Consider the following 26,319-nt stretch of genomic DNA (forward strand, 5'->3'; position numbering starts at 1 on the left):
TCGGGGTCTTCCGCCGGGGGCAGGCGAGCGGGGATGCTGGCGGGATGCCGGATCTCAACGCGCTGCTCGCGGACATGGCGGCCGAGGGCGCATCCCTCGACGCCCTCGTCGCGCCCCTCGACGCCGCTTCGTGGGCCCTGCCCACGCCCGCCGAGGGCTGGACGATCGCCCACCAGATCGCCCACCTGACCTGGACGGAGGAGCGGGCGCTGGTCGCCGCGACCGACCCCGACGCGTTCTGGGCGAACCTGCCCCGGATCGAGGACGTGGACCTGAAGGCCGCCGAGGGCGCGCGGATGGACCCCGCCGAGCTCCTCGACCGCTGGCGCAAGGGTCTGGCGGAGCTGGGCGCGGCGCTCGCCGCCCTGCCGCCCGGAACCAAGCTGCCCTGGTTCGGCCCGCCGATGGCCGCCGGATCCATGGCCACCGCGCGGATCATGGAGACCTGGGCGCACGGCGAGGACGTGGCGGACGCCCTCGGCGTGACCCGCGCCCCGACCGCGCGGCTGCGGAACGTCGCGCACATCGCCGTCCGGGCCCGCGACTTCGCCTTCCACAACCGCGGCCTGACCCCGCCCGGCGAGGAGTTCCGCGTCGAGATCACCCCGCCGGACGGCGGCGAGCCGTGGACCTGGGGACCGGCGGACGCCGCGCAACGCGTGTCCGCCCCCGCGCTCGACTTCTGCCTGCTCGCCACCCGCCGCCGCAACCGCGCGGACGTCTCGGTGTCCGCACAGGGCCCGGACGCCGAACGCTGGCTGGACATCGTCCAGTCTTTCGCGGGCCCGCCCGGCGCCGACCGCCCGCCACGCACCTGACACCTGCCGAGCCCGGTGCGACGCGCGGGTGTCGCGGGACGGGCTGGGTAGGGGTTGGAGGGCGGTGACCAGTGGATCCGCGCGAGGTGATCTTCGGCACCTCGGGGTGGGATTCGGCTGAGCGGGAGATAGGACTGAGGCATGACCATATTGATCGCTTTCGACGGTTCCGATGACGCGCGCACTGCCATCGAGTTCGCCGCCCGCACCCTCCGCCCCGCGCCCGTCGTCGTCCTGACCGTGTGGGAGCCCCTGCTCAGCCAGATCAACTGGGCCCCGCTGGCCGCCGCCGGCGCGCTCACCGTGGACACCAAGACCGACGAGTGGCCCGAGGAGGAGCAGGCACGGCAGCTCGCCCTCGCGGGCGCCGAGCTCGCCCGGAAGGCCGGTTTCGAGACGGTCGAGGCCCGCTCGGCGCGCACCACCGGCCCGATCTGGGCGGGCATCGTGGACGTGGCGGACGAGCTGGACGCCGACGTCATCGTCACCGGCTCGCGCGGCCTCGCCGGCGCCCGCTCGGTGATCCTCGGCAGCGTGTCCACCCGCGTGCTGCACCACACGCACCGCGCCACCCTCGTCGTCCCGCACGCGAAGCAGGACTGACCGTCCCCCCGAGTCGCGGGCGCCCACCCGGCCGCCCGCCGACTCCCGGGGACGCACGGGGGCGGGTGTCGGCCTTGGCGGAAGCGGGTCGAGGTGGCGTTGGGGGGATTGTTTTGTGGTGGTCGGGGGACGGTGGGCTAGCCGCTCAGTGAGGCGAGGGCCTGGTCGAAGGCGGTGTAGGCGTCTTCGGTGAACAGGACGAAGCGAACGTCCTCGACCTTGGTCGGGGTGGACGCGACGGTCGACAGGGCGATGCGGGCGGCGTCGTCGACGGGCCAGCCGTAGATGCCGGCGGAGACGGCCGGGAAGGCGATCGAGGCGGCCTCCAGCTCGTCCGCCGCGCGGAGCGACTCGCGGTAGCAGGACGCCAGGAGCGCCGAGCGGTCGTCGGTGGCCGAGTAGACGGGCCCGACGGTGTGGATCACCCAGCGCGCGGGGAGGCGTCCGGCGGGTGTGGCAACGGCCTGGCCTGTGGGGAGCCCGCCGCCGTAGTGCGAGGCCCGCAGCTTGCGGCAGGCTTCGAGGATCTCCGGGCCGCCCTTGCGGTGGATGGCGCCGTCCACGCCGCCGCCGCCGAGCAGCGAGGAGTTGGCCGCGTTCACCACGGCGTCCACATCCTGGACGGTGATGTCGCCGCGGACCAGAGTGATCTTCATCGCTTCCCTTTCGCCCCTACCCGACATCCCGGACATCGCTCCGAGCGCCCCCGAAACCCGGACGTCCTCCGGCTCCCAGCGGGAACCCTGCTCCGGGTGCCGGAACGTTAAACCCGGTGCCGGGACGCGAAAACGGGGGCCGGGAGGGGCCAAACGGTCCGCACACCCGGACGACTTCGGGTTTCATGGAATACCGGAAAGTACCGACAATTCGGCGGCCGATCGGCGGCCGGACCGCTGGGCCCGTGGTGGCAGCCAGGCCACGAACGAGCGAACCGCCGGAGAAAACGTCGTCACGGGCGGCACTATCCTGCCGCTACAGCGACCACAATGGTGTGAAAGTCGTGGAGGTGCCCCCCTTGAAGATTTTCGTCGCGGGCGCGACCGGCGTGGTCGGGCGGCGGCTGGTGCCGCTGCTCGCGCGGGCCGGTCACGAGGTCGTCGGAACGACCCGCAGCCCGGAGCGCGCGCAGACCCTCGCCGACCAGCACGCCACCCCGGTCGTCGTGGACGTGCTCGACGCCGGAGCGCTGACCGAGGCGCTCGCCGAGCACGCCCCGGACGTGGTGATCCACCAGCTGACCGACCTGTCCGCCGAGGACTTCGCGGCCAACTCGCGGCTGCGGATCGACGGCACGCGCAACCTGGTGGACGCGGCCCGCGCGGCCGGCGTGCAGAAGATGATCGCCCAGTCGATCTCCTGGATCTACCAGCCCGGCACGACCCCCGCCACCGAGGACGACCCGCTCGACCCCTCGCTGCCCCCGTACGGCGGGATCGCCGCGCTGGAGGAGGCCGTGGGCGAGATGCCGGAAGGCGTTGTGCTCCGTTATGGAGCGTTTTACGGCCCTGGCACCTGGTACGCCCCGGATGGCGCGATCGCCGAGCGGGTGCACGCGGGCGCGCTGTCGCTCACCCCGTCCTGGACCTGCTTCGTGCACGTGGACGACGCCGCCTCGGCCGCCGTCGCGGCGCTCGACTGGCCCGCCGGACCGGTCAACATCGTGGACGACGAGCCCGCCACGGCCGCGGAGTGGCTGCCCGTCTACAGCGCGGCGCTCGGCGCGCCGACACCGCCTACCGCGCGGCACGCCGCCCCGCTGGGTCGTCCGGTGTCCAACGCGCGGGCGCGCGAGCTCGGCTGGAAGCCGCGCCTCGAATCCTGGCGCGAGGGCTTCTCCGACCTGGGCTGAGCCCGCTCCCCCTCCGGGAGCGAGCCCGGCCCAGGCCCGGCGGACGCCGCCCTGCGCGCGCCCTCGTCCGCGGGCCGTCCGTCGCGTTCGGCTCGCCCTTCTCGGCGCCTCGCGTCCCGTCCGCGGAGTCGGGGCGGATGCGCCCCCGGCGCCGTCCGATCCGTCACGTCCGTCCGGCTTCGGGAGATTTCCTGGGGGCCGGACGGATCAATCATTGAAACTTCAAGTACGATGGTGGGCATGACGGACACCCGGTGGCTCGACGATGAGGAGCAGCGGACCTGGCGCGCCTTCGTCGCGTTCTCCCGGCTGCTGTCGGAGGCGATGGAGCGGCAGCTGCACCGCGACGAGGGCCTGCCCTTCAGCTACTACCTGATCCTGGCGATGCTGTCGGAGGCGCCGGGCCGCTCGCTGACCATGACCGAGCTGGCCTCGGTCGTCCGCGCGTCCCCGAGCCGGATGTCGCACGCGGTCAACAAGCTCCAGGCGAACGGCTGGGTGATCCGCAGCCGGCATCCGGAGGACCGGCGCGCGATCATCGCGTCCCTGACGGACGAGGGCATGGCGGTCGTCGAGAAGGCCGCGCCCGGGCACGTCGGCGAGGTCCGCCGCCTGGTGTTCGACCGGCTCACGCCGGAGCAGCGCGAGTCGTTCGACGACATCCTGTCCACGCTGCTCGTCGGGCTCGACCCGGATGCCCCGATCTGCCCGGACACTCCCGTCTGCCCCACCGATCCGGAACCTCCGTCCGCCCTCTGCCCGGACGACGACATCGACGAGTGCCAGTCCCCCGCGGACGACTGCCAGGCGCCACCGGACGACTCAGACTGCGACGCCGCCTAACCCAACGCCCCGGCCTGCCCCTGCTGGACGCGAGGCCGCCAGGCCCGGCTGCGGTTCGTCCCTCAGTCCCGACGCGCCAGCCCACACCGTGCCGGACGCGATGCCGCTTGGCGGTCGGTCTCGGCATGCTCCGCGTTGCGCCTCCCTGGCTCCGCGGGGTTGTGGAAGGTGGGGGAAACCGAACCTTGGGATAGGTGCGGGCACGATCGACGGACGGGCGGGGTGTCCGGGAACCTGGGCGTATGTGGTGGAACCCCAACGGGCGGCGCTTCTGGGCGCCTGCGCTCTACCTGGTCGCGGGCGGCGCGCTGAGCGCGGTCGGGGTGTACTACGCGCTCTACGCGGGGCTCGCCGCGCTCGTCCTGGCTATCACCAGGGTCGGTGCGCCCGCGTCCGCCGCCGTGCTGCACGGGGCCGTCCGAATGGCGGAGGCGCGGCGCGTGCTGGCGGCCCGGCTGCTCCATGAGGACGTGCCGTGGCCGTCCCGCGGCAAGGCCCGTGACCTGCGCGGATGGGTGCGCGACCAGCACGGGTCGCTCGGTTACCGCGCGTTCGGGTACCTCGCCGCGAGCGTGCCGTCCGGCCTGCTCGGGCTGCTGTCGGTGCTGGTCACGTGGGCCTACGGGACGATCCTGCTCATCTACCCGCTGCTCTGGCGGCTGCGGATGAACGAGATCACCGAAACGGACGCGAACGGACACGTCCGGCACGGGATGAAGCTCGCCGGGATCTGGTTCGACACCTGGCCGCGCGCGATCACCCTCTCCGCGCTGGGCGCCCTGCTGCTGATCAGCGCCCCCGCGGTGACGGCGGCCGCCGCCCGGCTGGACGTGCGCGTGCTGCGGTTCGTCTTCCGTCCCGGGCAGGCCGAGCGGCGGATCCGCGCGCTGGAGGAGAGCCGCTCGTACGCGGTGCGGGACGCGGTCGAGACCGTCCGGCGGATCGAGCGGGACCTGCACGACGGCGCGCAGGTCAGGCTGGTCGCGGTCACGATCCGGCTGGCGATGCTCAAGGAGACGCTCCCGCCGGACGCGCCGCCGGAGGTCCGCGAGCAGGTGGACGCGGCGCACGAGGAGGCCCGCGCGGCGATCGCCGAGCTGCGCGAGCTGGTGCGCGGCATCCACCCGCCCGTCCTGGACAAGGGCCTGGACGCGGCGCTCGCGACCCTCGGCGCGCGCAGCCCGGTCCGCGCGGAACTCGCCACCGACCTGCCCGAACGTCCGCCCGCCGAGATCGAGTCCATGGCCTACTTCTGCGCCGCCGAGCTGCTCGCGAACGCCGCCAAGCACGCGGACGCGTCGCTCCTCAAGATCGACGCCACGCTCGGCGAGGGGCGGCTGGTGCTGCGCGTGACCGACGACGGGCGCGGCGGGGCCGAGGTCCGCGAGGGCGGCGGGCTGGCGGGACTGGCCGACCGGGTCGCTACCGTGGACGGCGAGATGACCGTGTACAGCCCGCCCGGAGGCCCGACCGCCGTGACCGTCACGCTCCCCCTCCGCACGTCGTGACGGCCTTGCGCGTGGTGATCGCCGAGGACGCGGCGATCCTGCGGGACGGGCTCGTCCAGTTGCTGCGGATGCGCGGGCACGCCGTCCTCGCGGCCGTCGCCGATGCGGACGCGCTGGTCGCAACGGTCGCCGAGCACGAACCGGACGTCGCCGTCGTGGACGTCCGGATGCCGCCCACGCACACCGACGAGGGCCTGCGGGCCGCGCTCGCGCTGCGCCGCGACCACCCGTCCGTCGGGATCCTGCTGTTCTCGCAGTACGTCGAGACCCGGTACGCGGCCGAGCTGCTCGCCGGATCGCCCGCCGGGGTCGGCTACCTGCTCAAGGAGCGCGTCGCCGACCTCGCCGAGTTCGAGTCGGCGCTGCGGCGCGTCGCGTCCGGCGGGACGGCGCTCGATCCGGAGGTCGTCGCGCAGCTGCTCGGCGGCGGCCGCCTGCCCGGCCTGACCCCGCGCGAGCGCGAGGTGCTGGGCCAGATGGCCGAAGGACGAACGAACTCGGCCATAGCGGACGCCCTGACGGTGTCCGAGCGGGCCGTGGAGAAGCACGTGGCGAACATCTTCGCCAAGCTCGGCCTGCCGCCCGCGCCGGGCGACCACCGCCGCGTCCTGGCCGTCCTCCGCTACCTGGACGGCGCCTGAACCGCTTCCTCAGCCGACCCGAACGGCGACCTGGCCGTCCTGAAACCGCATGGCCGGTGCCTGAACGGCGACCTCGGCGGACGAACTGTCAGTGCCGTCCCGCATGATGGCGGGCATGGACGAGAAGGAGACCGAGCGGCGCAAGGCCCGGCTCACGGAGATATGCGAGGGTTTCCCGGAGGCGGCGTCCGAGCCGTCCGGGCACGGCCCGCACGTCGTCTACCGCGTGCGGAAGAAGACGTTCGCCTGGTATGTGGACAACCACCACGGCGACGACCGCATCTCCCTGTGGGTGAAGGTCACGCTGGACGAGCAGCAGGCGCTCGTCGGCTCCGATCCCGAGCGCTTCTACAGCGCGCCGTACATGGGCCAGCATGGCTGGGTCGGCGCCCGCCTCGACCTCCCCGACGTCGACTGGGACGAGATCACCGAGCTGCTCACCGAGAGCTACCGCCTCATCGCCCCGAAACGCCTCGTCGAGCAGCTCACGACCTGACCGCTCAGCGCGTGAACACGATCTCCCGGTCGGACGCCTTCGGGTAGGCGGCGGCGAGCAGGCGCAGGCCCTCGGCGGTCAGCTCCTCGCGGGCGGCGGCCGGGATCGGCTCGAACTCCTCGATCCGCAGCGTCGCCGCGCCCCACTTTACCTCGGCCTTCCACATGCCCTGGACGAAGCCGTCCACGAGGACGGCGGCGCGGATGATCCCGTTCACGGTGAAGAGCCGCTTGCGGTGCTCCTCGCTGACGATCCGGGCACGGTCGGCGTGCGACAGCGTGAGGTTGTCAAAATCCGGGATGAACCGGACGGGCGCTGGCGTGCCGGCGTCCGGACGCGGCGCGTCGGGCAGGTCGTAGAGGACGCGTCCGTTCTCGTCCTCGAAGGTGAACAGTTCGGGCCTGAGCCGCGCGAAGACCTCGTCCAGCCCGGTCAGGCCGGACCAGTGCTGCGCGTCCCGGACGGTCGCGGGCCCGAACGCCGCCAGGTACCGGCGGACGACCGCATCGACGTCCGGTTCGCCGAACTGCTTGCCGAGCCACACGTCCAGCGTGGTGTGCCGGGCCAGTCCGGAAGATCCCCAGACGCCGCGCGGAGGCACCTGGACCAGCGGCAACATGCAGCGCGCGGCCCAGTTCAAGCGCTCGGCGTCGTGCTCGGGGAACCGTTCGGCCAGCGCCGTCCGGACCTCCTTGTCAGAGAGCGGACCGGCGCCCAGCAGCTCCCGGACGGCCTCGCGCACCGCGTCGAGATCGACGTCCTTCAGGTCGCGCCCGCTCGGCCCCCGGAGGTACTTGTCCAGGACGACCTGGGTCAGCGGCCGCAGGGCCAGCGCGTCACGCGCGCTGACCAGGTGCAACGTGCCGCGCATGAGCACCATGCGGACGATCTCGCGCTCGTGCAGCAGCCGGCCGGGCTCGTCGAAGTCGAACTCCTCCAGCCTCGTCCACAGCCCGAGATACGGCGGATTCGGGGCTTGTGCCTGCATCCCGACAAGGTGTTCGACGGTCTCCAGCACACCCATCCGATGGCGGCGCAGCAGCAGCTGCCGCGCGAGCAGCGCCCGGTTCAGGTCACGTCGTCCCAGCTTCTCGGGCATGTCAGACCGGGTAGTCGTAGCGAAGGAAGCCGTTGTGCTTGGCGACCTTGTCGTACAGGAGGCGCGCCGTCGCGTTGTGCTCCTGCGTCGTCCAGTACAGGCGCGACACGTCCCGCTTGCGGGCCTCGTCCGCGACGGCCTCGATCAGCCCGCGCGCGACGCCCTTGCCGCGGACGCTCTCGTCCACGAAGAGGTCCTGGAGGTAGCAGGCGTCGTTCTCCCAGACGGTCGCGTGGAAGAGGTAGTGCGTGATGCCGACCAGCCGCCCGTCCAGCCGCGCCCCGAGCCCGAACACCGCCCCGGCCGCCATGATCCGCTCCCACGCGAGGTCGTACCCCGCGCCGGACACCTCGGTCCGGTAGAACTCCTTGTACCCGCGCGCGAGCACGTCCCACGCCGCACGCTCATCCGGACGAAGCGGCCCAATCTCGATCACCCCCGCATAGTCCCACGCCCCACCGACACCCGCCCTACCGCCCGACCACCGCCACCATCCCCCGCCACGCGTCCGCACCCAGCGCGATCACGGGCCCTTCTGGATCCTGGGAGTCCCTCAGCAGGACCCCGCCGCTCAAGTCGCCGGGTGCCACAACGGAGTGCCCGTTACCGGAACCGCTTCTCCGCCAAGCGGCGACTTCGACGCAGGTCGTCTGCCCCTCGTTGCTACCGCTGTGGCTGCTCGTGCGCCATGGGCCCACCGAGATTCCAGAGGGCTTCCTCGATCCGGACACGGGATTCATCCTTACTCAGGCTCGCCTCCAGGAGGTTCTCGAAGACCACGCTATAGCGTCCCACCTGAGCTTCGTCATCGATGTAGACGGTCCGCAGGAGACTCTCGATCACCACCAACTCGAAATCGGCGTCCTCCGCATCGAAGATCGTGAACGGCCCGTCCACCCCCGGGTTCCGGGTGCCCTCCAGGGCCAGGATTCGTATGTCGATGTTCTCCCTGACCACCAAGTCCAGCAAATGGCGCAACTGCTGATCGAGCACCTGCCAGCCACCGAGTGGCTGCCGGATGTGCATTTCAGGTACAACCGCAACGAAATCAACGGGATCATCATCACGCAGCAGGCACTCCTTGCGCGCCGACCGCAGGTCAACGGCACGTTCCACTTCCGGCTGCTCACCGAAGGGTTGCCGAACGACGCTTCGGATGTACTCCGGCGCCTGAAGCAGTCCCGGCAGTACGGAGGTCTGGAAGGTGCGGATCCTGCGTGAATCCTGTTCGACGCGGATCGTCTCCCCGGCTCCCGGGCGGCCGAGAAGCGCGGAGTGACGCTTGATCCAGTCCTTGGAGCGTCCGGCCTGGGCAAGAGTGATCAGGCTGTCGCGGAGGCTGTCGTCCTGGACGCCGTAGACACGGAGCATGTGGTCGACCGCCCAGGGGCGAATGGTGACCTTGGCGGACTCCAGGCGATGCAGCGAGGACTTGGACATGTGCAGCAATGCCGTCGCCTCGTCCAGCGTCATGCCGCGCTCCTCGCGGAGGCGCCTGAGTTGGGACGCGAGCCGCCGCATCCGAAGTGTCGGAGGCTTTGCCATATACGTATGGTGACGGCTCCGCCACAGAGGTGGCAGGGGTTCTCTCGAAAGCGGGAAATCCCGGACTCGGGCGTTCTCTATTCTGCGCACCACGCAGGGTTTATGGATCACGGGTTGCCCACGCGCTGGTCGAGAACCGGACGCGCCCGGCCGCGTTGGGCGGGCGGGCGCGTTTTGGGGTTAGGCGGATTCGACGGGGTAGCCGGCGGTGGTCCAGTCTTCGATGCCTTCGCGGTACTTGCGGACGTTGGTGTAGCCGAGGGCGGCGAGGCGGTCGGCGACCTGGCCGCTGTTGGCGCAGGCGGGGTTGGAGCAGTAGGTGACGATCGCGGCGTCGCGGTCGGGGAGGCGGTCGGACGCGCCGGCGTCGACCTCGCCGGGGGCGAGCGGCACGGCGCCGGGGAGGTGCTGCTTGGCCCAGTACTCGCCGCCGAGGGCGTCCACGAGGGTGACGGAGCCGGCGTCGACGGCGCGCTTGAGCTCGTCGCGGGTGATGAGAGCGGTCATGGAGGCATCCTCTCGGAAATCGGACTATAGTCCGGTTCGTGCCTCGAAACAGTAACGGACCACGGTCCGCTTTTGCAACGCCGCTGGAGTTGCTGCGCACTCCGCCGCCGAAGGAGCGCGCGGACGCGGCGCGCAACCGGGTCGCCGTGCTGGAGGCGGCCGCGCGGCTGTTCGCCGAGCACGGCCCGGACGCGGTGTCGATGGACCAGGTCGCGGCGGAAGCCGGGGTCGGCAAAGGGACGCTGTTCCGCCGCTTCGGCGACAAGGCGGGCCTGGCCGTCGCCCTGCTGGACGCGCGCGAACGGGAACTCCAGGAGGCCGTCCTGAACGGGCCGGCGCCGCTCGGGCCGGGGGCGTCCAGCAGCGAGCGGGTCGAGGCGTTCGTCCTCGCGTATTTCGACTACCTGCTGAAACACCTGGCGCTGGTGCGGATGTCGGAGACCGCTTCGCCCGGCGCGCGGTACCGGATCGGCGCGTACCGGTTCTGGCATCTGCACCTGGCGCTGCTGCTGGACGGGGACCCCGATCCCGAGGCCGCCGCCCATGGCGTCCTGGCGATGCTCAGCGCCGAACACGTCTCGGCGCTGCTGCCCGAACTGGGCGAGGAGCGGTTGCGCGCGGCGGTCGTCCGGTCGGCGGTCACTGCTTCCGGCGGCGCAGGTAGTACGCGACCGTGACCACCGCCAGGAGCGGGCCCCAGGCAAGCAGCGGCGCGTAGGAGACGTAGAGCAGGTCGAGCTGCCAGTCGTGCGCGAACGTCTTGTCAAAATTCTCGTTCTTGTGTCCGCCGACGAAGAAGAACGCGCAGATGGACATGATCGCGAGGGACCCGAGCGCCGCCGGGACCACCGCCGCGAGGGTCGGGACGCGGCGTCCGCCGAGCAGCGGGACGCGGCGCGGGACCCGCTCGCCCCACGTGCTGACCAGGCCCACGGTCAGGAACGCCAGGCCCTCGCTGACCGCGCAGAGGATGATCATGTAGGCCCACTGCGGGATGGCGGACGGCGTGTCGCCGCGTCCGCCGCCGGGGATGTCCGGATGCTCGGCGACCGGCAGGCCGAAGACGCCGAACGCCAGCCGCCACAGGCAGGACGGCAGGACGACCCAGGTCGTGGCGTGGGCGGCGATCACGATCCAGCGCGGCACGCCCTCGACCGGACGCCCGTGGAGGCGGGCGTACGCGGCGGCGAACCGGTTCTGGCGGCGCAGGGGAACGGCTTCGGACACGGCTCTCTCCAAGATCGGGATTTGTGCCGTGCCCAGCCTCGGCCGCCGCCGGCTTCCCGCGACTCCCCCGCGATCGCGATCCGCCTCCCCCGCAGGTCGCGAAACGGACGACCCGAGCGAGGGAGAACGCAGAGCGCCGCCGAAAGCCCCCGATCGTCCGGCAGGACGGCCGTGCCCCGGGCCCTCGGCGGCGCGCGCCGATCCCGGAGCCGCACCTATCACGGCTCCGGGATCGGTGGTCAGCGCGGACGCACGGTCAGCGGCGGAATCCGCGGACGGCGGCCATCAGCCGGACGGTCTGGCCGCGGCGTCCGTAGGCGATGATCGCGACCGGGACGAGGTAGGCCAGCGGGACCAGCGCCATGGCGGGCGTGTCCGCGACGAACTCGGTGATCGTCGCGCCGACCAGCAGCGTCGAGAGCGCCGCGCCGGAAAGTCCGGAAAGAATCGGGATCATCAGCGCGACCGCGCCGAGCAGCTCCAGCGTGCCGATCACGATCAGCCCCGGCTCGCCGAGACCGATCTTGTGGAAGCCCTGCACGGCCTGGTCGGTCAGCGCCACCTTGCTCGCTCCGGCGATGACGAACGCGGCGGCCATCAGGGCCTGGAGCGTCCACAGGGCGATGCCGGCCTTGCGTCCGGTGCGGTGCGCCTCGGTGGCGGTGGCGGTGGGGGTCGTCGAGGCGGTCATCGTCGCCATGGTCCTGGTCCTCTCGGTGGTGGGGGCTGCACCGTGGGCGGATTTTCCCGCCCGTTCCTTACACCTATGGAGACCAGGGCCCCGCCGAGAACTCATCGCCGAACGGGACAGAAATTTCTCGCCGCTTCCGCCGGAGGGTGAGCGCCTTGACGTCCGGCACATTATGAACGTACGTTCATGAACTCACGTTCATTTTGGAGGACGGCATGACCGCACAGATCGTGAACACCGCCCAGTCCGAGGCGTGGAACGGCGGCGAGGGCGCGCACTGGGCCGCGCACCACGACCGGTACGACCTGGTCAACAGCGGCTTCAACGAGTACCTGCTCCAGTTCGTCCACCGGGGCGACCGCGTCCTCGACGTCGGCTGCGGCAACGGGCAGCTCACCCGCCTGGCCGCCCGGACGGCCCAGGGCGGCCGCGCGACCGGCGTGGACCTGTCCGGCCCGATGCTCGGACGGGCCCGCGAACGGGCACAGTCCGAAGGGGTCGCGAACGTCCGGTTCGAGCAGGGGGACGCGCAGGTCTTCCCGTTCACGCCGGCGTCCTACGACGTCGCGCTCAGCCGCTTCGGGATCATGTTCTTCGCCGACCCGGTCGCCGCGTTCGCCAACATCGGGCGCGCGCTGCGCACCGGCGGGCGGCTCGCGTTCGTCGCCATGGACCCGGTCGCCGGCGGCGACATCGGCATCCTGCTCGGCGCGATCGCCGGCGCGCTCGGCATGCCCGACCCCGCGACCGGCGCGGACGGCACCGGCCCGACCTCGCTCGCCGACCCCGCGCACACCGAGCGCATCCTGACCGAGGCCGGATTTTCCGACATCCGCATCCGCCGGGTCGAGGCCCCGCGCATATGGGGCCGGAACGCGGCGGACGCCACGGAGTTCTTCTGCGGCTGGGGCCCGATGGTGCACGCGTTCGCGCAGGCCGACCCCGATGCGGTCGGCGCCGCACGCGAGGCCGTCTACGACCAGATGGCCCGGTTCCAGGGCCCGGAGGACGTCCGGACCGACGGCAGCGCCTGGCTGGTGAGCGCCCGTTACGATTGGCGGTGATGTCCCCGAGAACAGCCGCGGCGGTGCGGGACGGCGGCCGCAGCCTGCGCGAACACCTGGTGGCGGCGGCCGCGCGCCTGATCGCCGAGCGCGGCACGGCCGACCTCACCGTCCGCGCGATCGCCCGCTCCGCCGGAGTCGCCGACGGCGTCCTCTACAACCACTTCGCCGACAAGGACGAGCTGCTGGCGGAGGCGTGGGAGGCGCACGTCCAGGCGATCGAGGACGGCCTGCCGCCGCTCCCCCGCCCGGGCGAGGGCACCCTCGCGGACGGCGTGCGCGCGCAGCTCACCCACGGCCTGGCCCTGCACCGCGCCGTAATGCCGGGCTTGTCCGGCCTGCTCGGCCGCCCCGAACTGCTCGCGCGCCTCACCGCCCCGCGCCCGTCCGGCACGGACTGGCGCGACCGCCTGCGCGCCTGGCTCCTCGCCGAACAGGACCTCGGCCGCATCCCCCCGAACGCGCCGGTCGACGCGTCCGCCGCCCTGATCGTCGGCGTCTGCCACGAGTCCGTCCTGACAACCCTCCTCCAAGCCACCCAAACCACCGCCCCACCCTCCCCCGACCACCTGAACGCCCTAACCCAAGCCATCCTCCACGGCCTCACCTAGCCGCACGCGGACGAACTCCTCTGCTGAACACCCGGCACGCACGCCCTGCCTGAACGGCCAAGGTGGTACGCCCGCACCCGAACGCGCGACACATACACCTCGCCTGAGCAGCCAACAGCAGGACGCCGCACCCCGAACGCGCCGCACGCCTCAGCTGGACAACCAAGACAGAACGCGCAACTCAACGCACGGCACGCACGCCTCGCCTAAGCAGCCAAGAGCGGGAGGCCGCGCCCCGAGCGCGCCGCACGCACGCCTCGCCTGAACAGCCACAGAGCGCCGCAACTCAGCGCGCAGCATGCACACCTTGCCGGAACGGCCAAGGCTGGGCGCCGCGACTGAACTCGCGAATCGCAGCGCCTGAGCGGCCAAGAGCCGGGACGCCTCGCCTGAACGCGCGGCATGCACGCCTCGGCTGAACAGCCAGGACAGAACGCCGCAACTCAGCACAGCACGCACACCTCGCCGGAACGGCCGAGGCGCGGCGCTGCGACTGAACTCGCGGATCGCACGCCTGAGCGACCAAGAGCCGGGACGCCTCGCCTGCACGCGTGGCATGCACGCCTCGGCTGAACAGCCAGAACAGAACGCCGCAACCCAGCACGGCACGCACGCCTTGCCGAAACGGCCGAGGCGCGGCGCTGCGACTGAACTCGCGGATCGCAGGCGCGGCCGATTAGGCGAGGCGGGGTGCCTTGGTTGGAGGCGCGGGGCGGACGCTTCGGCTGGGCGGCGATGGGCGAGGGTTGGTGGTTAGTGGAGGTAGTTCATACCCATGGCGGATTTGACTTCGGTCAGGGTGGTTTCGGCGATCTCGTTGGCGCGGGCGTTGCCGGCGGCGAGGACGGCCTTGAGCTGTGCCGGGTCGGCGATGAAGGCGGCTCGGGCCGCGCGGATCGGGCGGAGGAACTCGTTCACCGACTCGGTGACGACGCGCTTGAGCTCGGCCGCGCCGCCGCCGCCGATATCGGCGGCGACCTCCTCCGGCTTGCGGCCCTGGGCGAGCGCGGCGAGCAGCACAAGGTTCGAGACCTCGGGACGCGTCTCGGGCGCGTAGGCGATGTGCCGGTCGGCGTCGGTCTTGGCCCGCTTCACCAGGCGGGCGACCTCGTCCGGCGGCGTGGACAGCGAGATCGCGTTGCCGCGCGACTTGCTCATCTTCTGGCCGTCGGTGCCGAGCAGCAGCGGCGCGTCCGAGAGGAGCATCTCGGGCAGCGGGAAGACCGGGCCGTAGCGCTCGTTGAAGCGGCGCGCGACGGTCCGGGTGACCTCCAGGTGCGGGGCCTGGTCGCGGCCGACCGGCACCAGGTCGGCTTTGCAGAACAGGATGTCGGCGGCCTGGTGGACGGGGTAGGTGAACATCAGCCCGCTCACCGCCTCCTGCCGGGAGTGCTGGATCTCGTCCTTGACGGTCGGGTTGCGGCTCAGCTCCGACACCGACATCAGGGACAGGAACGGCAGCAGCAGCTGGTTCAGCGAGGGGACGGCCGTGTGCGTGAAGATCGTGGCGGTGGCGGGGTCGATCCCGGCGGCGAGGTAGTCGGCGACCAGGCCGAGGACGTGGTCCTCCAGGCGTTCGGCCACGTCCCGGTCGGTGAGCACCTGGTAGTCGGCGACCAGGACGAACACGTCCACTCCGGCGCGCTGGAGCCGGACGCGGTTGGCGAGGGTGCCGAAATAGTGGCCCAGGTGGAGGGCTCCGGTGGGGCGGTCGCCGGTGAGCACGCGGTGCTGGGCGGCGTCGCCGGCGACGAGTTCGTCGAGCTCGGGGGCGGTGAGCGTCATCGGTCTCTTCCTTCGAGGTCGGAGGGCGACCCCGGGAAAGAGAGAAGGCCGCCCGATCTTCGGACGGCCTGCGCGTATGCCTGGTCAGCCGTCCGTGGACGGCCACCAGCTGAGACATACGCAGCGCTGCATGGGCTCAGGGTACCCGTCCGGCACGGCACTATCAATGTCGGAAGCAGATGATCTGCTACGGAACTAGACTGGGGGCATGACCTCTCTCGCGCCCACCTCCCGCGTCGGCCACGACATCTCCTTCCTGTTCGACCACAACGCCCACGTGCTGAAGACCCGCATGTCCGCCGCGCTGGGCGAGATCGGCCTGACACCGCGCATGCACTGCGTCCTCGTCCACGCCCTGGAGGAGGAGCGGACGCAGAACCAGCTCGCCGAGATCGGCGACATGGACAAGACCACGATGGTCGTCACGGTGGACGCGCTGGAGAAGGCGGGCCTGGCTGAGCGCCGCCCGTCCTCGCAGGACCGCCGCGCCCGGGTCATCGCGGTCACCCCGAAGGGCGCCGAGGTCGCCGCACAGAGCCAGGAGATCGTCGATTCCGTCCACGCCGAGGTCCTGGACGCGCTGCCCGAGAAGGAGCGCCAGATCTTCCTGCACTGCCTCAACCTCCTGTCCACCGGCCTCCTCGCCGAGCCGGTCGCAGCCACGTCCACCCGCCGCACCCGCGAACGAACCCTCTGAGCCGCGACGCCCCGCGCGGTGCACTCGCGAGCGCACGCTCAAGCGGCACGTCCACGCGGCGCACCTGCCAGCGCACACTCGGACCGGCCCCGTCCACTGGCCGCCCACGCGAGCGCACGCTCTGAGCAGCCACGCCCACGCGGCGCACCTGCGGGCACACGCTCCAAGCGACCACGCCCCCCGCCGCACCCCCAGCACACGCTCTGCCGCGACGTCCACGCAGCGCGCACGCGAGCGCACGCTCCGAGGGGCGACGCCCACGCATCACACCCGCAAGCGCAGGCTTTGAGCGACTTCGTCGACCCGCCACACCCGCCCGCGCACCCTCTGAGCAGCCACGCCCACGCGGCGCACCTGCGAGCGCGCCCTCCAAGCGACCACATCCACCCGCCGCACCCCCAGCACACGCTCTGCCGCGACGTCCACGCAGCGCGCACGCGAGCGCACGCTCCGAGGGGCGACGCCCACGCATCACACCCGCAAGCGCAGGCTTTGAGCGGCCACATCCACCCGCCGCACCCGCGAGCGCACGCTCTGCCGCAACGTCCACGCAGCACGTCCGCGGGCGCACGCTTCTGAGCGGCACGTCCACCCGCCACACTCGCTTGCGCACGTCCGAAGCGGCCGCGTCCGCACCTCGCACCCGCCAGCGCACGCTCCGAGCAGCCACGCCCACGCGCGCGCACGCTCCGAGCTGCGACGTCCACTCGCCGCACCCCCAGCGCACGCTCAGCTGCGACGTCCACGCGGCACGTCCGCGGGCGCACGCTCTGAGCGGGCACGGCCACGCCGCGCGCGAGAGAGCACGCTCTGAGCGGGCACGGCCACGCGGCGCGTAAGAGAGCACGCTCTGAGCGGCCACGTCCACCCGCCGCGCCCCCAGCGCACGCTCTGCTGCGACGTCCACGCGGCGCGTCCGCGGGTGCACGCTTCTGAGCGGCACGTCCACCCGCCGCACTCGCTTGCGCGTGCTCGAAGCGGGCACGTGCACGCGGGCGCGCGTTTTGAGGGGGCACGTCCACGCGGCGCGCGTGGGCGCATGTTCTGAGGGGCGGCGGCCATGCGTCGGCGCCTGCGCGCGCTTTTAGTGGCGCGTGGTCTCCGGGATTGTATAGATCCGAAATATATCGTCTGCTACGAAACTATCTGCTAGTGTCTCTTCTGTCGCGCCCGGACGGGTGCGGTCCGGCTCGGTGGAGGAGAAGGCTGTGGAGAGCGTTCGGTCACGGGCGATGGCGCTGGCGGTGCTGTGCGCCGGCACCTTGATGATCATCTTGGACGGGTCGATCGTGACGGTCGCGCTGCCGGCGATGCAGCGCGACCTGGGGTTCAGCGACGCGGGGCTCACCTGGGTCGTCAACGGGTACGTCGTCGCGTTCGGCGGCACGCTGCTGCTGGCGGGACGGCTCGGTGACCTGCTCGGGCGCCGGTCGGTGTTCGTCGCCGGGATCGCGGTGTTCACGATCGCGTCCATCCTGTGCGGTATCGCGCCGAGCCCGGGAGTCCTGGTCGCCGCGCGCTTCGCGCAGGGCCTCGGCGGCGCGCTCAGCTCGGCGGTCGGCCTCGGCATGATCACCACGCTGTTCGCCGAGGCCGGCGAGCGGACCCGGGCGCTGTCGGCGTTCGCGTTCACCGGCGCGGTCGGCGCGTCCCTCGGGCAGGTGCTCGGCGGGGTGCTCACGGATGCGCTGAGCTGGCACTGGATCTTCCTGATCAACCTGCCGCTCGGGGTGGCGGCCGTGCTCGCCGCGCTGCGCTACCTGCCGTCCGAGCAGGGCCTGGGGTTCAAGGCCGGCGCGGACGTGCTGGGAGGCGCGCTGGTCACCGCCGGGAGCATGCTGGGGGTCTACACGATCGTCCAGACCGAGCAGAACGGGTGGGGAACGCGGACGCTCGCGCTGGGGGTTGGCGCGCTGGTGCTGCTCGGGGGCTTCGTCCTGCGGCAGGCCACCGCGTCAGTGCCGCTGATGCCGCTGCGCGTGCTGCGCGACCAGAACGTGTGGGGCGCGAACCTCATCCAGCTGGTCGTCCTGGCGGCACTGTTCAGCTTCCAGGTCATGGTGACGCTCTACATGCAGAACGTGCTGCGCTACAACGCGTCCGAGACCGGACTGGCGATGCTGCCCGCGGCGGCCTCGATCGCGGTCGTATCGCTCTTCGCGGCGGCCCGGCTGATCAACCAGTTCGGCGCGAAGGCCGTGCTGGTCACCGGGCTCGTCCTGCTGCTGGCGGCGCGGCTGCTGCTTACCCGCGTCCCGGTGGACGGCCACTTCGCGGTGGACCTGCTGCCGCTGATGATCCTCTCGGGCGGATTCGGGCTGGTGATGCCGTCGCTGACCGGGCTCGGCATGTCCGGCGCGAAGCCCGCGGACGCCGGGGTCGTGTCGGGCGTGTTCAACACGACCCAGCAGATCGGCGCGGCCCTCGGCGTCGCGGCCCTGTCCGCCGTCGCCACCGCGAACACCGCCGGGACGTCCCGCGAGGCGCTGACGCACGGCTACCACGTCGCCTTCTGGGCAGGAGCCGGACTGCTGACCCTCGGGATCGTCCTCTCCCTGACCGTCCTACGCCGCTCCATCCCCAGTTCGGCCGAAGCCCCTAGCCCGGCCCCGGCCACCGAGAACCAGCTCGCGAACGCCCACTAGCCGCCAGGCGCGCCCGGACTCGGATGTACGAATTGCCACCGAAAAGGTGGCACCAGAGTTCGAGCTCGCGGATTTACTGAGCCTTTTCCATCACGGGGCGAGGGCGGCCTCGCGGTTTTGTAGGACGCTGATGGCCTTGGCGAGGTGGCCGGCGCGGTAGGGGCAGCAGCGGAGCTTGGTGAGGATCTTCCATGACTTGAGCTGGGCGTTTCCGCGTTCACCTGGTCCGCGGAGCTTGGCGTGGGCCCGGTTGGCTTGTTTCTGGGAGGCGGGCTTGTTCCTGCCCTTGTAAGGAACGATGATCGCGGGACCGGCGCCGACGTAGCCCTTGTCGGCCAGGACCGGCAGCCCGCACGCTGCCAGGGCGCGGATGATTCCCCAGTTCCGGGCCGCTTTCAGGTCGTGGATCGAGCCGGGTACCGCACCCGACACCCACACGATCTGCCCGTACGGGCCGGCAATTACCTGCAGGTTCACGCCGTGCTTGTGATGCTTGCCCGAGTAGAAGAGCCGGTCGGCGCGGAGGCGGTCGGTCGCGATGAGAGTGCCGTCCAGGATCAGATGTCCCAGCCCGTCTTTCTTCGCCCTGGCGAGTGTGGTGCCGAGCTTGGGTGAGCGGGCCGACAGCCAAGCCACGACCTCGTTCACATACCTCCACGCGGTCGTCGTCCCGACCCCGAAACCTGCCGCGAGCTGCGCGAACGTATCGCCCTTCTTCAAGTATGCGAGCGTCATCAGCGCCTGCTGCCCCGCGTTCAAAGCCCGGCCCTTGCTCTTCAGCTTCGTCCGCTCCCGCCGGACGAGACCGGTCAGGTAGTTCAGAGTCGAACGCGACAACGGCAGCGAAGCACGATAGAAAAGCACGTGAAACCTCTGGTTGTGGGGGGCGGAGGTCAGAGACCCCTCTCCTACCAGGGGTTTCTTCACGTCCACGGCCAGCCACGCCGCCCGCGATCATGCTGTGATCAGCAGCCTTGAAGAGGCTGCTGGAAAAGGTTCACTGAAGCCGCAAAGTTGATTTCCGACGATCGCTTGGCCGAGAAAGGAAAAGATGATGACTGCTTATGGACCCGGAGACGGACCCGCTCCCGCCGTCCTCACCGACGACGCCCTTTCCGAACTTATCGGGGCGAGCACGTTCGCAGCCCTGGCCACCACCAAGAAGGCGGGCAGGCGGGGGGGCGGTCAGGGGGTTAGGTAGTGGAAGGTGGGTGGGGGGTGCATGAGGAAGTTTTGGTGGGAGATGTTCCAGGCGTAGGCGCCTGACATGCTGAAAGCGACGATGTCCCCGATGCCGATTTCGGTGACGGGGACTTCGCGTGCGAAGACGTCCTTTGGGGTGCAGAGTTGGCCGACCAGGGTCACTTCGATATCGCGCACGGGGCGGGCCGAATTCGGGACGATGGTGAACGGCTGGTCGTGCTGTTTGGTCACCGGGGTTCGGAGGTGCATGGTGCCGCCTTTGAGGATAGCGTACCAGCGGCCGTGGGACGGCTTCAGGTCCAGCACTTCGGTGACGTACCAGCCGCAGTAGACGGTGACGGCTCGGCCGGGCTCGATGCGCAATGTTTCACCAGGAAGTGCGAGTCTTGCGATTTCGCGGCCGTAGGTCTCCCAGTCGAAAGTCCGGGTGGGCGAAGAGTAGTCGACGGCCATTCCGCCGCCGAGGTTGAATTCCGGGTTCTCGATTCCGGCCTTCTCCGCCCACGGACGGGCCCAGTCCAGGATCTCGCGGGACTGGGCCAGGAGGTCCGGGACGTCCAGGCCGGAGGACAGGTGGGCGTGGACGCCGCGCAACCGCAGCCACGGAGCGGACGCGAGGATGTCGTGGCACTCCTCGATCAGGTCCGGGTCCATGCCGAACGGGCCGGACATCGCGAGCGCGACGCCCGCCCGGTCGGCGGCGGCGGCGGCGAGGTTCACCCGCACAAGGACGTCCGTTTCGCGGCGTTTGGCGGCGAGGCGGGCCAGCTCGCGCGGTGACTCGACGTGGACGCGGTCGGCGCGCAGGTCGAGTTCGGAGTCGGTCTTGCCGGGGCCGCCGAAGGCCAGCCGGGCGAAGGGCACGGCGTCCAGGACGTGCCGCAACTCGCCCCCGGACGCGACCTCGAAGCCGTCCACGAAGGGCGCGAGCGTCCGGAGGATCGGGGCGTCCGGGTTGGCCTTCGCGGCGTAGTAGACCTCGATCGGCACCGCGTCGCGGATCCGGCGGGCGTGCGCGGCCAGCGCGTCCAGGTCGTAGACGAAGGCGGGCAGCGGCGGGGCGTCCGCGATCCAGGATCTCAGCCGGTCGGTGAGCATTCCGCCATTGTCGCCGGGCTGGAAGGATGATCACGGAGGTGTCTTGAATGTCCGAATACCCCGTTCGTGAGCTGACGGTCGCCGTGGCGCAGCCCAGCACCGCGTCCTACGACGTGGAGGCGAACGCGCTCGCGCACGCCAAGTCCGTTCTCGCCGCCGATGCCCGTGTTGTGGTGTTTCCCGAGCTCTCGCTGACCGGGTACCACCTGGACGCCGAGCCCGTGGCCCCCGACGACGCGCGGCTCGCGCCGATCATCGCCGCCTGCGCCGAGACCGGGTCGATCGCGCTGGTCGGCGCGCCCGTCCCCGGCCCATACATCGGGACGCTGGCGATCGACGGCGAGGGCGCGCGCGTCGCCTACGCCAAGCAGCACCTGCACGGCGAGGAGAACGACCGGTTCCTGCCCGGCCCGAAGCCCGTGGTGCTGGACGTGGACGGCTGGCGGCTCGGGCTCGCGATCTGCCGCGACACCGGCCAGCCCGTGCACGCCGCGGACACGGCCGCGCTCGGCATCGACGGGTACGTCGCCGGCGTCGTGCACGGCGAGCACGAGCGGCACGTCCACGGCGAGCGCGCCCGCCGGGTCGCGGCCGACCACGGCGTCTGGGCTGTCACCTCGGCCTTCGCGGGCCCGACCGGGCACGGCTTCGACCGGACATCCGGACGGTCCGGAATCTGGTCGGCGAGCGGCGAGCTGCTCGCCGAGACCGGCCCGGCACCGGACGAGGTGGCCTCCTGCACGTTCGTCCGCAACGACTGAAGGAGCGCGGTATGCAGCAGGTACGGCTCGGGTCGTCCGGGCTGCGGGTCTCCCGGATCTGCCTGGGGATGATGAGCTACGGCGACCCGTCCAACCGCTCGTGGGTCCTGGAGCAGGACCAGGCCGAGCCGATCGTCCGGCGGGCGGTGGAGCGCGGCGTCACGTTCTTCGACACCGCCGACGCGTACTCGAACGGACGGTCCGAGGAGGTCACCGGCGCGCTGCTGGCCAAGCTCTTCGGCCGGCGCGAGGACTACGCGCTCGCCACCAAGGTCTACTTCCCGACCGGCGACGGACCCAACGACCGGGGCCTCGGACGCAAGCACGTCATGGCGTCCATCGACGGCTCGCTCCGGCGGCTCGGCACCGACTACGTGGACCTCTACCAGATCCATCGCTGGGACGACGAGACGCCGATCGAGGAGACGATGGACGCGCTGCACGATGTCGTGAAGGCCGGAAAGGCCCGCTATATCGGCGCGTCCAGCATGTTCGCCTGGCAGTTCGCGAAGGCGCAGCACTGCGCGCCGACCCGGTTCATCTCGATGCAGAACCACTACAAATAGTACTTCACTTCATGCGGGAACGCACGGGAGTTGGCCTCGACTACGCAGGGTGAGCGCCACCGCATAGGCGCTGGGCCCAGCTCAGGCCGTCACCCCAACCCCCGCGAATCATCTTCGTGTGATCTACATCACTCTGAACGTCTCTCGTTGTATGCCGTTGTGTGCCACTGGTTGCCGCTGTTCGCCGTTGTTGACCGACCGCGCGGGCGGCTTGCCACCGAGGGGGATTCAGTCCCGAAGGGTTTCGGGTACCTCTTGATATGGAGCCGCATGCATGCGACTTCGAGGATGGCGAGTGAAAGGCGGGGGTCGGCTCCCCGCCGCCCGAGGCTGAAATGGTCCTCACACACAAAGAGATAGCCGCTACAAAAATGATCTCCGGGGTGGGCTCCCGGCCGGGTGGGTGCCAGGTGGGACGCGTCCCGCTAATAACCTCAGATGGCCCTTACAAGACTCCAAAGGATGTCACTCGCCGCGCAGGGTCAGCCGGGCACGGATACGTGCCTGATCACTGACTCTCGGTTCTCGTTGCCCCGCGCGCGCTCCTTCTTCCTGAGGAGAGGAGTACCGGGTTGGAGCCGAGCCCGGAGGCCAGGCGATGGGGCAAGCGCCAGGCCGAACAGTCGCCGCGTTGGTCCGATGCCAAGTGGAATCGCGTGGCCGACATCTTTGGAGTCACCCTGTCGGCCCCAGACGCCGACTCATCCAGCGACGAGCACCAGGCCGCCGAGATCATGCGGGATGCGGCATGAGTTCCGCGCCGATGCCCGCGCTACCGCCCGAGGTTGCCGCCGCCGTCCAGCGCGCCGAGTTGCCGGACTTCGCCCGCTGGCACGAGATGATCAAGTCTGCCGGGGGTTGCGAGCAGCCGATCAGGCTTCGCGGGGAACGCCTGACCGTGGACGGCGAGACCGGTGAGTTGATCGAGTCGTACTCGACCGACGACGAGCCGACCGGCTACCTGATCACCGCGTGCGGGAACCGCCGCGCCTCGCGCTGCGCTGCGTGCGCGGAGGTATACCGCGACGACACCTACCACCTGATCATTTCTGGCCTCACCGGCGGGAAGGGCGTAGACGAGCAGGTCAGCGGGCACCCGCGTGTGTTCCTGACGTTGACCGCCCCATCCTTTGGTGCCGTGCACGCCCATCGGGAACGAGGGGGGAAGGTACAGCCGTGCCGTCCGCGCCGCGATGACCCGCTCTGCCAGCACGGACGCGCCGAGGGATGCAGGCGTCGCCACGCCGCCGATGACGCGATGCTTGGGCAGCCGATCTGCGAGGACTGCTACGACTACCAACGCGCAGTGTTGTGGAACGCCCATGCGCCCGAACTGTGGCGACGCCTCACGCTCGCCGTTCCTCGCTGGCTGACCGCCGAGTTGGGGATCACCCACAAGGCGCTCCGAGCGCAGGCACGGATCTCGTATGCGCGGGTGATCGAGTACCAGCGCCGAGGGCTGATCCATTTCCATGCCGTGGTGCGTCTCGACGGACCGGACGGCCCGGAGCAGCCACCGCCCGCGTGGGCCAGCTCCTCCCTGTTGGAACGTGCGTTGCGGGCCGCCGTCTCAGAGGTGTCGGTACCGATCCCAGCGCCGGACGGGCAAAGCCAGCCGGAGGAGGTGCGGTGGGGCAGGCAAGTGGACGTGCAGGCGATCCAGGTCGCCGCCCAGTTGGACGGGATCGCAGACAAGCACGTCGCCCGGTACATCGCCAAGTACGCGACTAAGGGAGCCGAGGATTCGGGCACGGTGGACCGGCCGATTCGCTTCCCCAGCCAGATCCGCACGTTGAAGGTGTCCGAGCACGCCCGCCGCATGATCTGGGCATGCTTTGCGTTGGCCGACCAGCCCGAGTACGGGGATCTGCGGTTGCGGAACTGGGCCCACATGCTCGGCTACGGCGGGCATTTCTCTTCCAAGTCCCGCCGCTATTCGGTCACCCTCACCCAGCTCCGCGAGGCCCGCGCCGAGTTCGCCGCGCAGGCAGCACGCCAGGCCGAAGGCTTGCCCGAGCCGGACCCGAACCGGAACGTGGTGAGCACAGGCCGATGGAAGTACGCCGGATCTGGGCTGTTGCACGGCGAGCACTTCTGGGCCGAGCAGGCCCGCGACCGCATCCAGAAGGCGCGACGCGTCCGGCAGAGCATCACCGAGCGTGACCAGCAGCGGAAGGCGAGCTAGCCCGGACCACCCGACGTCGAGAAGTTTCATTACAGGGTCAAGGGCGGGCCGCTCACGCGGCCCGCCTTCGGTTTGGTTGAGCGGGATCGAACAAGGGGGATTCGCATCCCCCTTGACCCCGGCGTGCCGGAGGACTCATTCGCGCGATTCTGTCTGGCACGGGGTGACGGCAGTTCGCGCGAACAAGCCCTCCGGAACGGTCTCCGGTAGACAACGACTGAGAAGGGGCTTCGCCTTGCTGAGGGAGCCCGAGACGGCAGCGCAGAGGCGGGGGCCGGGTTGCGTGGCTGGGCCCGCCCACAGCACGCCCTGAGCCCGCTTGGCGGCCGCACGCGCTTTGCGCGTGCGGCCTGGGGGCCGTTCGCAGCGCGACGGCCGCAGCGGGCTCCGGGAAGGCTGTGGACGGCCCGCCCGCACCGCACCGCCCGTGGCTGGGCCAGGCCCCCGCAACGGGGAACTCCATCCACCGTGACCGCAGACATGCCAAGGGCTGGGATCGGGAAATTCTCCGAACCCAGCCCAATGCATCAGGTCGCACGGCACCACGTACCTACAGCGAGAAACGAGCTTCCTCTCCGGCCGGGGGCGTGGCCGTGCCGTCCATGGTCTCGAATCGGTCGAGGTCGGTTTGGGCGTGGCTGAGGAGCATGTGCGCGCCGCCGAGGACGTCACGGCAGGAGGACAGGTTCACCATGGCCTGATCAAGCGCATGCAGCCTCTCCCATGCTTGCCCGCCGTTCGCTTCGTCCCACACCGCCCCCTCGGCAACGGTTGCGCGATGGGTGTCGGTCAGACCGCGCCCCACGTCCCCGAGCATCACGAGAAGCTGATCAAAGATGTCGAACAGCCAGGTCAGCAACTCGCCGGTCTCCTCCACCGGCAGCGTGCCCGACGCCGACACCGCTTGGCGGAGCAGGTCCGCCGCATCATGGGTGGCCTCGGCCATCACCAGGACCGCCGCCCCCGGCTTCGCCTCCTCGGACCCGCCGGCCGACTCGTCAGACCGAACCCCGGACACCCCTTCGCGTTCGGGTTCATCGTGCATGTTCGGCCCGTGATCCCGTGTTCGGCCAGGGCCAGCCGTCCGCCTGAACCACCGCATCGCGCAACTCCCGAGGGCTGATCGCTTCCACCAGGCGCGACCCACCACCCACGCGGACCATCGCCCACCACGAACACGTGGCCCGGCCGTACCACGCCATCTCGACCCGGCACCCGAACTCGGACTCAATCGCCCGCGTCACCGGCCCGGCATCCAGGCCCGCCGGAAGCTCCACCCGACCAGCATCGACACCGCCGGACAACCCGCCGCCCATCACGACACCCCAGCGTTAGCGAACGGCACCGCCAACACCCGCGCGATAGCCTCAGCCGCCCGCACCGCATCCCCCGCCGGACACAACCGCTCCAGCTCCACAGGCGGAGCCCCGCACGAGTCGTCCCCCACCGGACGCGGCGACGTCCAGGCCCACCACCACCACAATTGGTGGTCAGGCCAGTCCGGACGGCACCACACTTCCTGACTCAACCCAGGAGAGACGGCCGCACCCACCGGGTCATCAGGGGCAGGCTCACCGGCCGGGTTGCGCGCCCAAACCGCGCCATGACCCCGCACCCTCGCCACCAGGCCCCGCGCGGCCAACTCCACCACCAGCGCACGCGCCGCAGGAGCCCACACCGACGCCTCAGCCTCACTCAACGGCTGCTCACCCACCGCCTACCCCCTTCCCAGGGTTGGAAGCGGGACCGGTGAACCGGGGACATGACCCGAGAAGCGACACCACCCCGTGGAAAGGAGGCACCGCAGCCACCCACACCAGAACACCGGCCCCGCAGCTCATCACGCCGCCCGCACGGCCCTCACCGACGAGCACCAG

28 protein-coding genes are annotated in these 26,319 nt (G+C 70.9%); 16 read left to right on the forward strand and 12 right to left on the reverse strand.

Features of this window, described 5'->3' with window-relative positions:
* Positions 1 to 44: 44 nt before the first annotated feature.
* Both FHU30_RS12650 and FHU30_RS12655 read left to right on the forward strand, forming a co-directional pair.
* A complete protein-coding gene (locus FHU30_RS12650) occupies positions 45 to 818 on the forward strand; it encodes a TIGR03084 family metal-binding protein (RefSeq protein ID WP_253875148.1) in 774 nt (257 codons plus the stop codon).
* Positions 819 to 959: 141 nt separating this feature from the next.
* On the forward strand, positions 960 to 1,421 hold the full coding sequence (locus tag FHU30_RS12655) for a universal stress protein (RefSeq protein ID WP_253875150.1): 462 nt from the start codon (positions 960 to 962) through the stop codon (positions 1,419 to 1,421).
* 137 nt (positions 1,422 to 1,558) lie between these two features.
* Here FHU30_RS12655 and FHU30_RS12660 read toward each other — a convergent pair whose 3' ends face one another.
* Positions 1,559 to 2,077: an O-acetyl-ADP-ribose deacetylase gene (locus tag FHU30_RS12660; protein ID WP_253875152.1), complete on the reverse strand. Its 519-nt coding sequence runs from the start codon at positions 2,075 to 2,077 to the stop codon at positions 1,559 to 1,561.
* 350 nt (positions 2,078 to 2,427) lie between these two features.
* Between FHU30_RS12660 and FHU30_RS12665 the strand changes: the two genes are divergently transcribed.
* The 5 genes from FHU30_RS12665 (at position 2,428) to FHU30_RS12685 (ending at position 6,758) form a co-directional block, all read left to right on the forward strand.
* A complete protein-coding gene (locus FHU30_RS12665; protein ID WP_253875154.1) occupies positions 2,428 to 3,270 on the forward strand; it encodes an NAD-dependent epimerase/dehydratase family protein in 843 nt (280 codons plus the stop codon).
* 240 nt (positions 3,271 to 3,510) lie between these two features.
* Complete coding sequence (locus tag FHU30_RS12670) at positions 3,511 to 4,113, forward strand: MarR family winged helix-turn-helix transcriptional regulator (RefSeq protein WP_253875156.1); 603 nt, start codon at positions 3,511 to 3,513, stop codon at positions 4,111 to 4,113.
* Between the two features lie 242 nt (positions 4,114 to 4,355).
* The gene (locus tag FHU30_RS12675; RefSeq protein ID WP_253875158.1) at positions 4,356 to 5,621 is read left to right on the forward strand and encodes a sensor histidine kinase; all 1,266 of its coding nucleotides are present in this window, start codon (positions 4,356 to 4,358) and stop codon (positions 5,619 to 5,621) included.
* A gap of 5 nt (positions 5,622 to 5,626) precedes the next feature.
* Positions 5,627 to 6,262 carry a response regulator transcription factor gene (locus FHU30_RS12680; RefSeq protein ID WP_253875328.1) on the forward strand — a complete coding sequence of 212 codons (636 nt, stop codon included), beginning with the start codon at positions 5,627 to 5,629 and terminating at the stop codon, positions 6,260 to 6,262.
* A gap of 115 nt (positions 6,263 to 6,377) precedes the next feature.
* Positions 6,378 to 6,758 (forward strand): MmcQ/YjbR family DNA-binding protein, encoded by a 381-nt coding sequence (locus tag FHU30_RS12685; RefSeq protein ID WP_253875160.1) that lies wholly within the window; start codon positions 6,378 to 6,380, stop codon positions 6,756 to 6,758.
* 4 nt (positions 6,759 to 6,762) lie between these two features.
* Here the strand turns inward: FHU30_RS12685 and FHU30_RS12690 are convergent, their stop codons facing one another.
* The 5 genes from FHU30_RS12690 to FHU30_RS12710 form a co-directional block, all read right to left on the reverse strand.
* Positions 6,763 to 7,857 carry a winged helix DNA-binding domain-containing protein gene (locus FHU30_RS12690; protein ID WP_253875162.1) on the reverse strand — a complete coding sequence of 365 codons (1,095 nt, stop codon included), beginning with the start codon at positions 7,855 to 7,857 and terminating at the stop codon, positions 6,763 to 6,765.
* A 1-nt stretch (position 7,858) separates the two neighbouring features.
* A complete protein-coding gene (locus tag FHU30_RS12695; RefSeq protein ID WP_253875164.1) occupies positions 7,859 to 8,293 on the reverse strand; it encodes a GNAT family N-acetyltransferase in 435 nt (144 codons plus the stop codon).
* 34 nt (positions 8,294 to 8,327) lie between these two features.
* The gene (locus FHU30_RS12700; RefSeq protein ID WP_253875166.1) at positions 8,328 to 8,597 is read right to left on the reverse strand and encodes a DUF397 domain-containing protein; all 270 of its coding nucleotides are present in this window, start codon (positions 8,595 to 8,597) and stop codon (positions 8,328 to 8,330) included.
* Positions 8,521 to 9,402 carry a helix-turn-helix domain-containing protein gene (locus FHU30_RS12705; RefSeq protein ID WP_308211280.1) on the reverse strand — a complete coding sequence of 294 codons (882 nt, stop codon included), beginning with the start codon at positions 9,400 to 9,402 and terminating at the stop codon, positions 8,521 to 8,523. Before FHU30_RS12705 ends, FHU30_RS12700 begins: the two co-directional genes overlap by 77 nt.
* A gap of 180 nt (positions 9,403 to 9,582) precedes the next feature.
* Positions 9,583 to 9,909 (reverse strand): rhodanese-like domain-containing protein, encoded by a 327-nt coding sequence (locus FHU30_RS12710; protein ID WP_253875170.1) that lies wholly within the window; start codon positions 9,907 to 9,909, stop codon positions 9,583 to 9,585.
* A 38-nt stretch (positions 9,910 to 9,947) separates the two neighbouring features.
* On the opposite strand from FHU30_RS12710, the gene FHU30_RS12715 reads away from it, so the two are divergent.
* Complete coding sequence (locus FHU30_RS12715; RefSeq protein WP_253875172.1) at positions 9,948 to 10,586, forward strand: TetR/AcrR family transcriptional regulator; 639 nt, start codon at positions 9,948 to 9,950, stop codon at positions 10,584 to 10,586.
* Here FHU30_RS12715 and FHU30_RS12720 read toward each other — a convergent pair.
* A complete protein-coding gene (locus tag FHU30_RS12720; protein WP_253875174.1) occupies positions 10,549 to 11,136 on the reverse strand; it encodes a hypothetical protein in 588 nt (195 codons plus the stop codon). The genes FHU30_RS12715 and FHU30_RS12720 overlap by 38 nt on opposite strands.
* A 256-nt stretch (positions 11,137 to 11,392) precedes the next feature.
* Complete coding sequence (locus FHU30_RS12725; protein ID WP_253875176.1) at positions 11,393 to 11,827, reverse strand: DoxX family protein; 435 nt, start codon at positions 11,825 to 11,827, stop codon at positions 11,393 to 11,395.
* A 215-nt stretch (positions 11,828 to 12,042) separates the two neighbouring features.
* Between FHU30_RS12725 and FHU30_RS12730 the strand changes: the two genes are divergently transcribed.
* A complete protein-coding gene (locus tag FHU30_RS12730; protein ID WP_253875178.1) occupies positions 12,043 to 12,891 on the forward strand; it encodes a class I SAM-dependent methyltransferase in 849 nt (282 codons plus the stop codon).
* A complete protein-coding gene (locus FHU30_RS12735) occupies positions 12,891 to 13,502 on the forward strand; it encodes a TetR/AcrR family transcriptional regulator (protein ID WP_253875180.1) in 612 nt (203 codons plus the stop codon). The genes FHU30_RS12730 and FHU30_RS12735 overlap by 1 nt, the downstream gene beginning before the upstream one ends.
* A 753-nt stretch (positions 13,503 to 14,255) precedes the next feature.
* On the opposite strand, the gene trpS is transcribed toward FHU30_RS12735, so the two are convergent.
* The gene (gene trpS / locus FHU30_RS12740; RefSeq protein ID WP_253875182.1) at positions 14,256 to 15,287 is read right to left on the reverse strand and encodes a tryptophan--tRNA ligase; all 1,032 of its coding nucleotides are present in this window, start codon (positions 15,285 to 15,287) and stop codon (positions 14,256 to 14,258) included.
* Positions 15,288 to 15,495: 208 nt separating this feature from the next.
* On the opposite strand from trpS, the gene FHU30_RS12745 reads away from it, so the two are divergent.
* Positions 15,496 to 15,984, forward strand: a complete 489-nt coding sequence (locus FHU30_RS12745; RefSeq protein WP_253875184.1) for a MarR family winged helix-turn-helix transcriptional regulator — start codon at positions 15,496 to 15,498, stop codon at positions 15,982 to 15,984.
* 1,208 nt (positions 15,985 to 17,192) lie between these two features.
* Positions 17,193 to 18,629 carry an MFS transporter gene (locus tag FHU30_RS12750; RefSeq protein ID WP_253875186.1) on the forward strand — a complete coding sequence of 479 codons (1,437 nt, stop codon included), beginning with the start codon at positions 17,193 to 17,195 and terminating at the stop codon, positions 18,627 to 18,629.
* A gap of 90 nt (positions 18,630 to 18,719) precedes the next feature.
* On the opposite strand, the gene FHU30_RS12755 is transcribed toward FHU30_RS12750, so the two are convergent.
* Together FHU30_RS12755 and FHU30_RS12760 are read right to left on the reverse strand one after the other, a co-directional pair.
* Positions 18,720 to 19,493, reverse strand: a complete 774-nt coding sequence (locus tag FHU30_RS12755; protein WP_253874200.1) for a transposase family protein — start codon at positions 19,491 to 19,493, stop codon at positions 18,720 to 18,722.
* Between the two features lie 321 nt (positions 19,494 to 19,814).
* The gene (locus FHU30_RS12760) at positions 19,815 to 20,930 is read right to left on the reverse strand and encodes an alanine racemase (RefSeq protein ID WP_253875188.1); all 1,116 of its coding nucleotides are present in this window, start codon (positions 20,928 to 20,930) and stop codon (positions 19,815 to 19,817) included.
* Between the two features lie 47 nt (positions 20,931 to 20,977).
* Here FHU30_RS12760 and FHU30_RS12765 point away from each other — a divergent pair, with 47 nt between their 5' ends.
* From FHU30_RS12765 to FHU30_RS12780, 4 genes are all read left to right on the forward strand, one after another.
* On the forward strand, positions 20,978 to 21,691 hold the full coding sequence (locus tag FHU30_RS12765; protein ID WP_253875190.1) for a carbon-nitrogen hydrolase family protein: 714 nt from the start codon (positions 20,978 to 20,980) through the stop codon (positions 21,689 to 21,691).
* 11 nt (positions 21,692 to 21,702) lie between these two features.
* A complete protein-coding gene (locus tag FHU30_RS12770) occupies positions 21,703 to 22,257 on the forward strand; it encodes an aldo/keto reductase (protein ID WP_308211281.1) in 555 nt (184 codons plus the stop codon).
* A gap of 572 nt (positions 22,258 to 22,829) precedes the next feature.
* Positions 22,830 to 23,009 (forward strand): hypothetical protein, encoded by a 180-nt coding sequence (locus FHU30_RS12775; protein WP_253875192.1) that lies wholly within the window; start codon positions 22,830 to 22,832, stop codon positions 23,007 to 23,009.
* Complete coding sequence (locus tag FHU30_RS12780) at positions 23,006 to 24,442, forward strand: replication initiator (protein ID WP_253875194.1); 1,437 nt, start codon at positions 23,006 to 23,008, stop codon at positions 24,440 to 24,442. The genes FHU30_RS12775 and FHU30_RS12780 overlap by 4 nt, the downstream gene beginning before the upstream one ends.
* A 550-nt stretch (positions 24,443 to 24,992) precedes the next feature.
* Here FHU30_RS12780 and FHU30_RS12785 read toward each other — a convergent pair.
* Positions 24,993 to 25,487, reverse strand: a complete 495-nt coding sequence (locus tag FHU30_RS12785; RefSeq protein WP_253875196.1) for a hypothetical protein — start codon at positions 25,485 to 25,487, stop codon at positions 24,993 to 24,995.
* Between the last annotated feature and the right edge of the window lie 832 nt (positions 25,488 to 26,319).

This window comes from Actinomadura rupiterrae (assembly GCF_024172125.1).
Lineage (GTDB): Bacteria > Actinomycetota > Actinomycetes > Streptosporangiales > Streptosporangiaceae > Spirillospora > Spirillospora rupiterrae.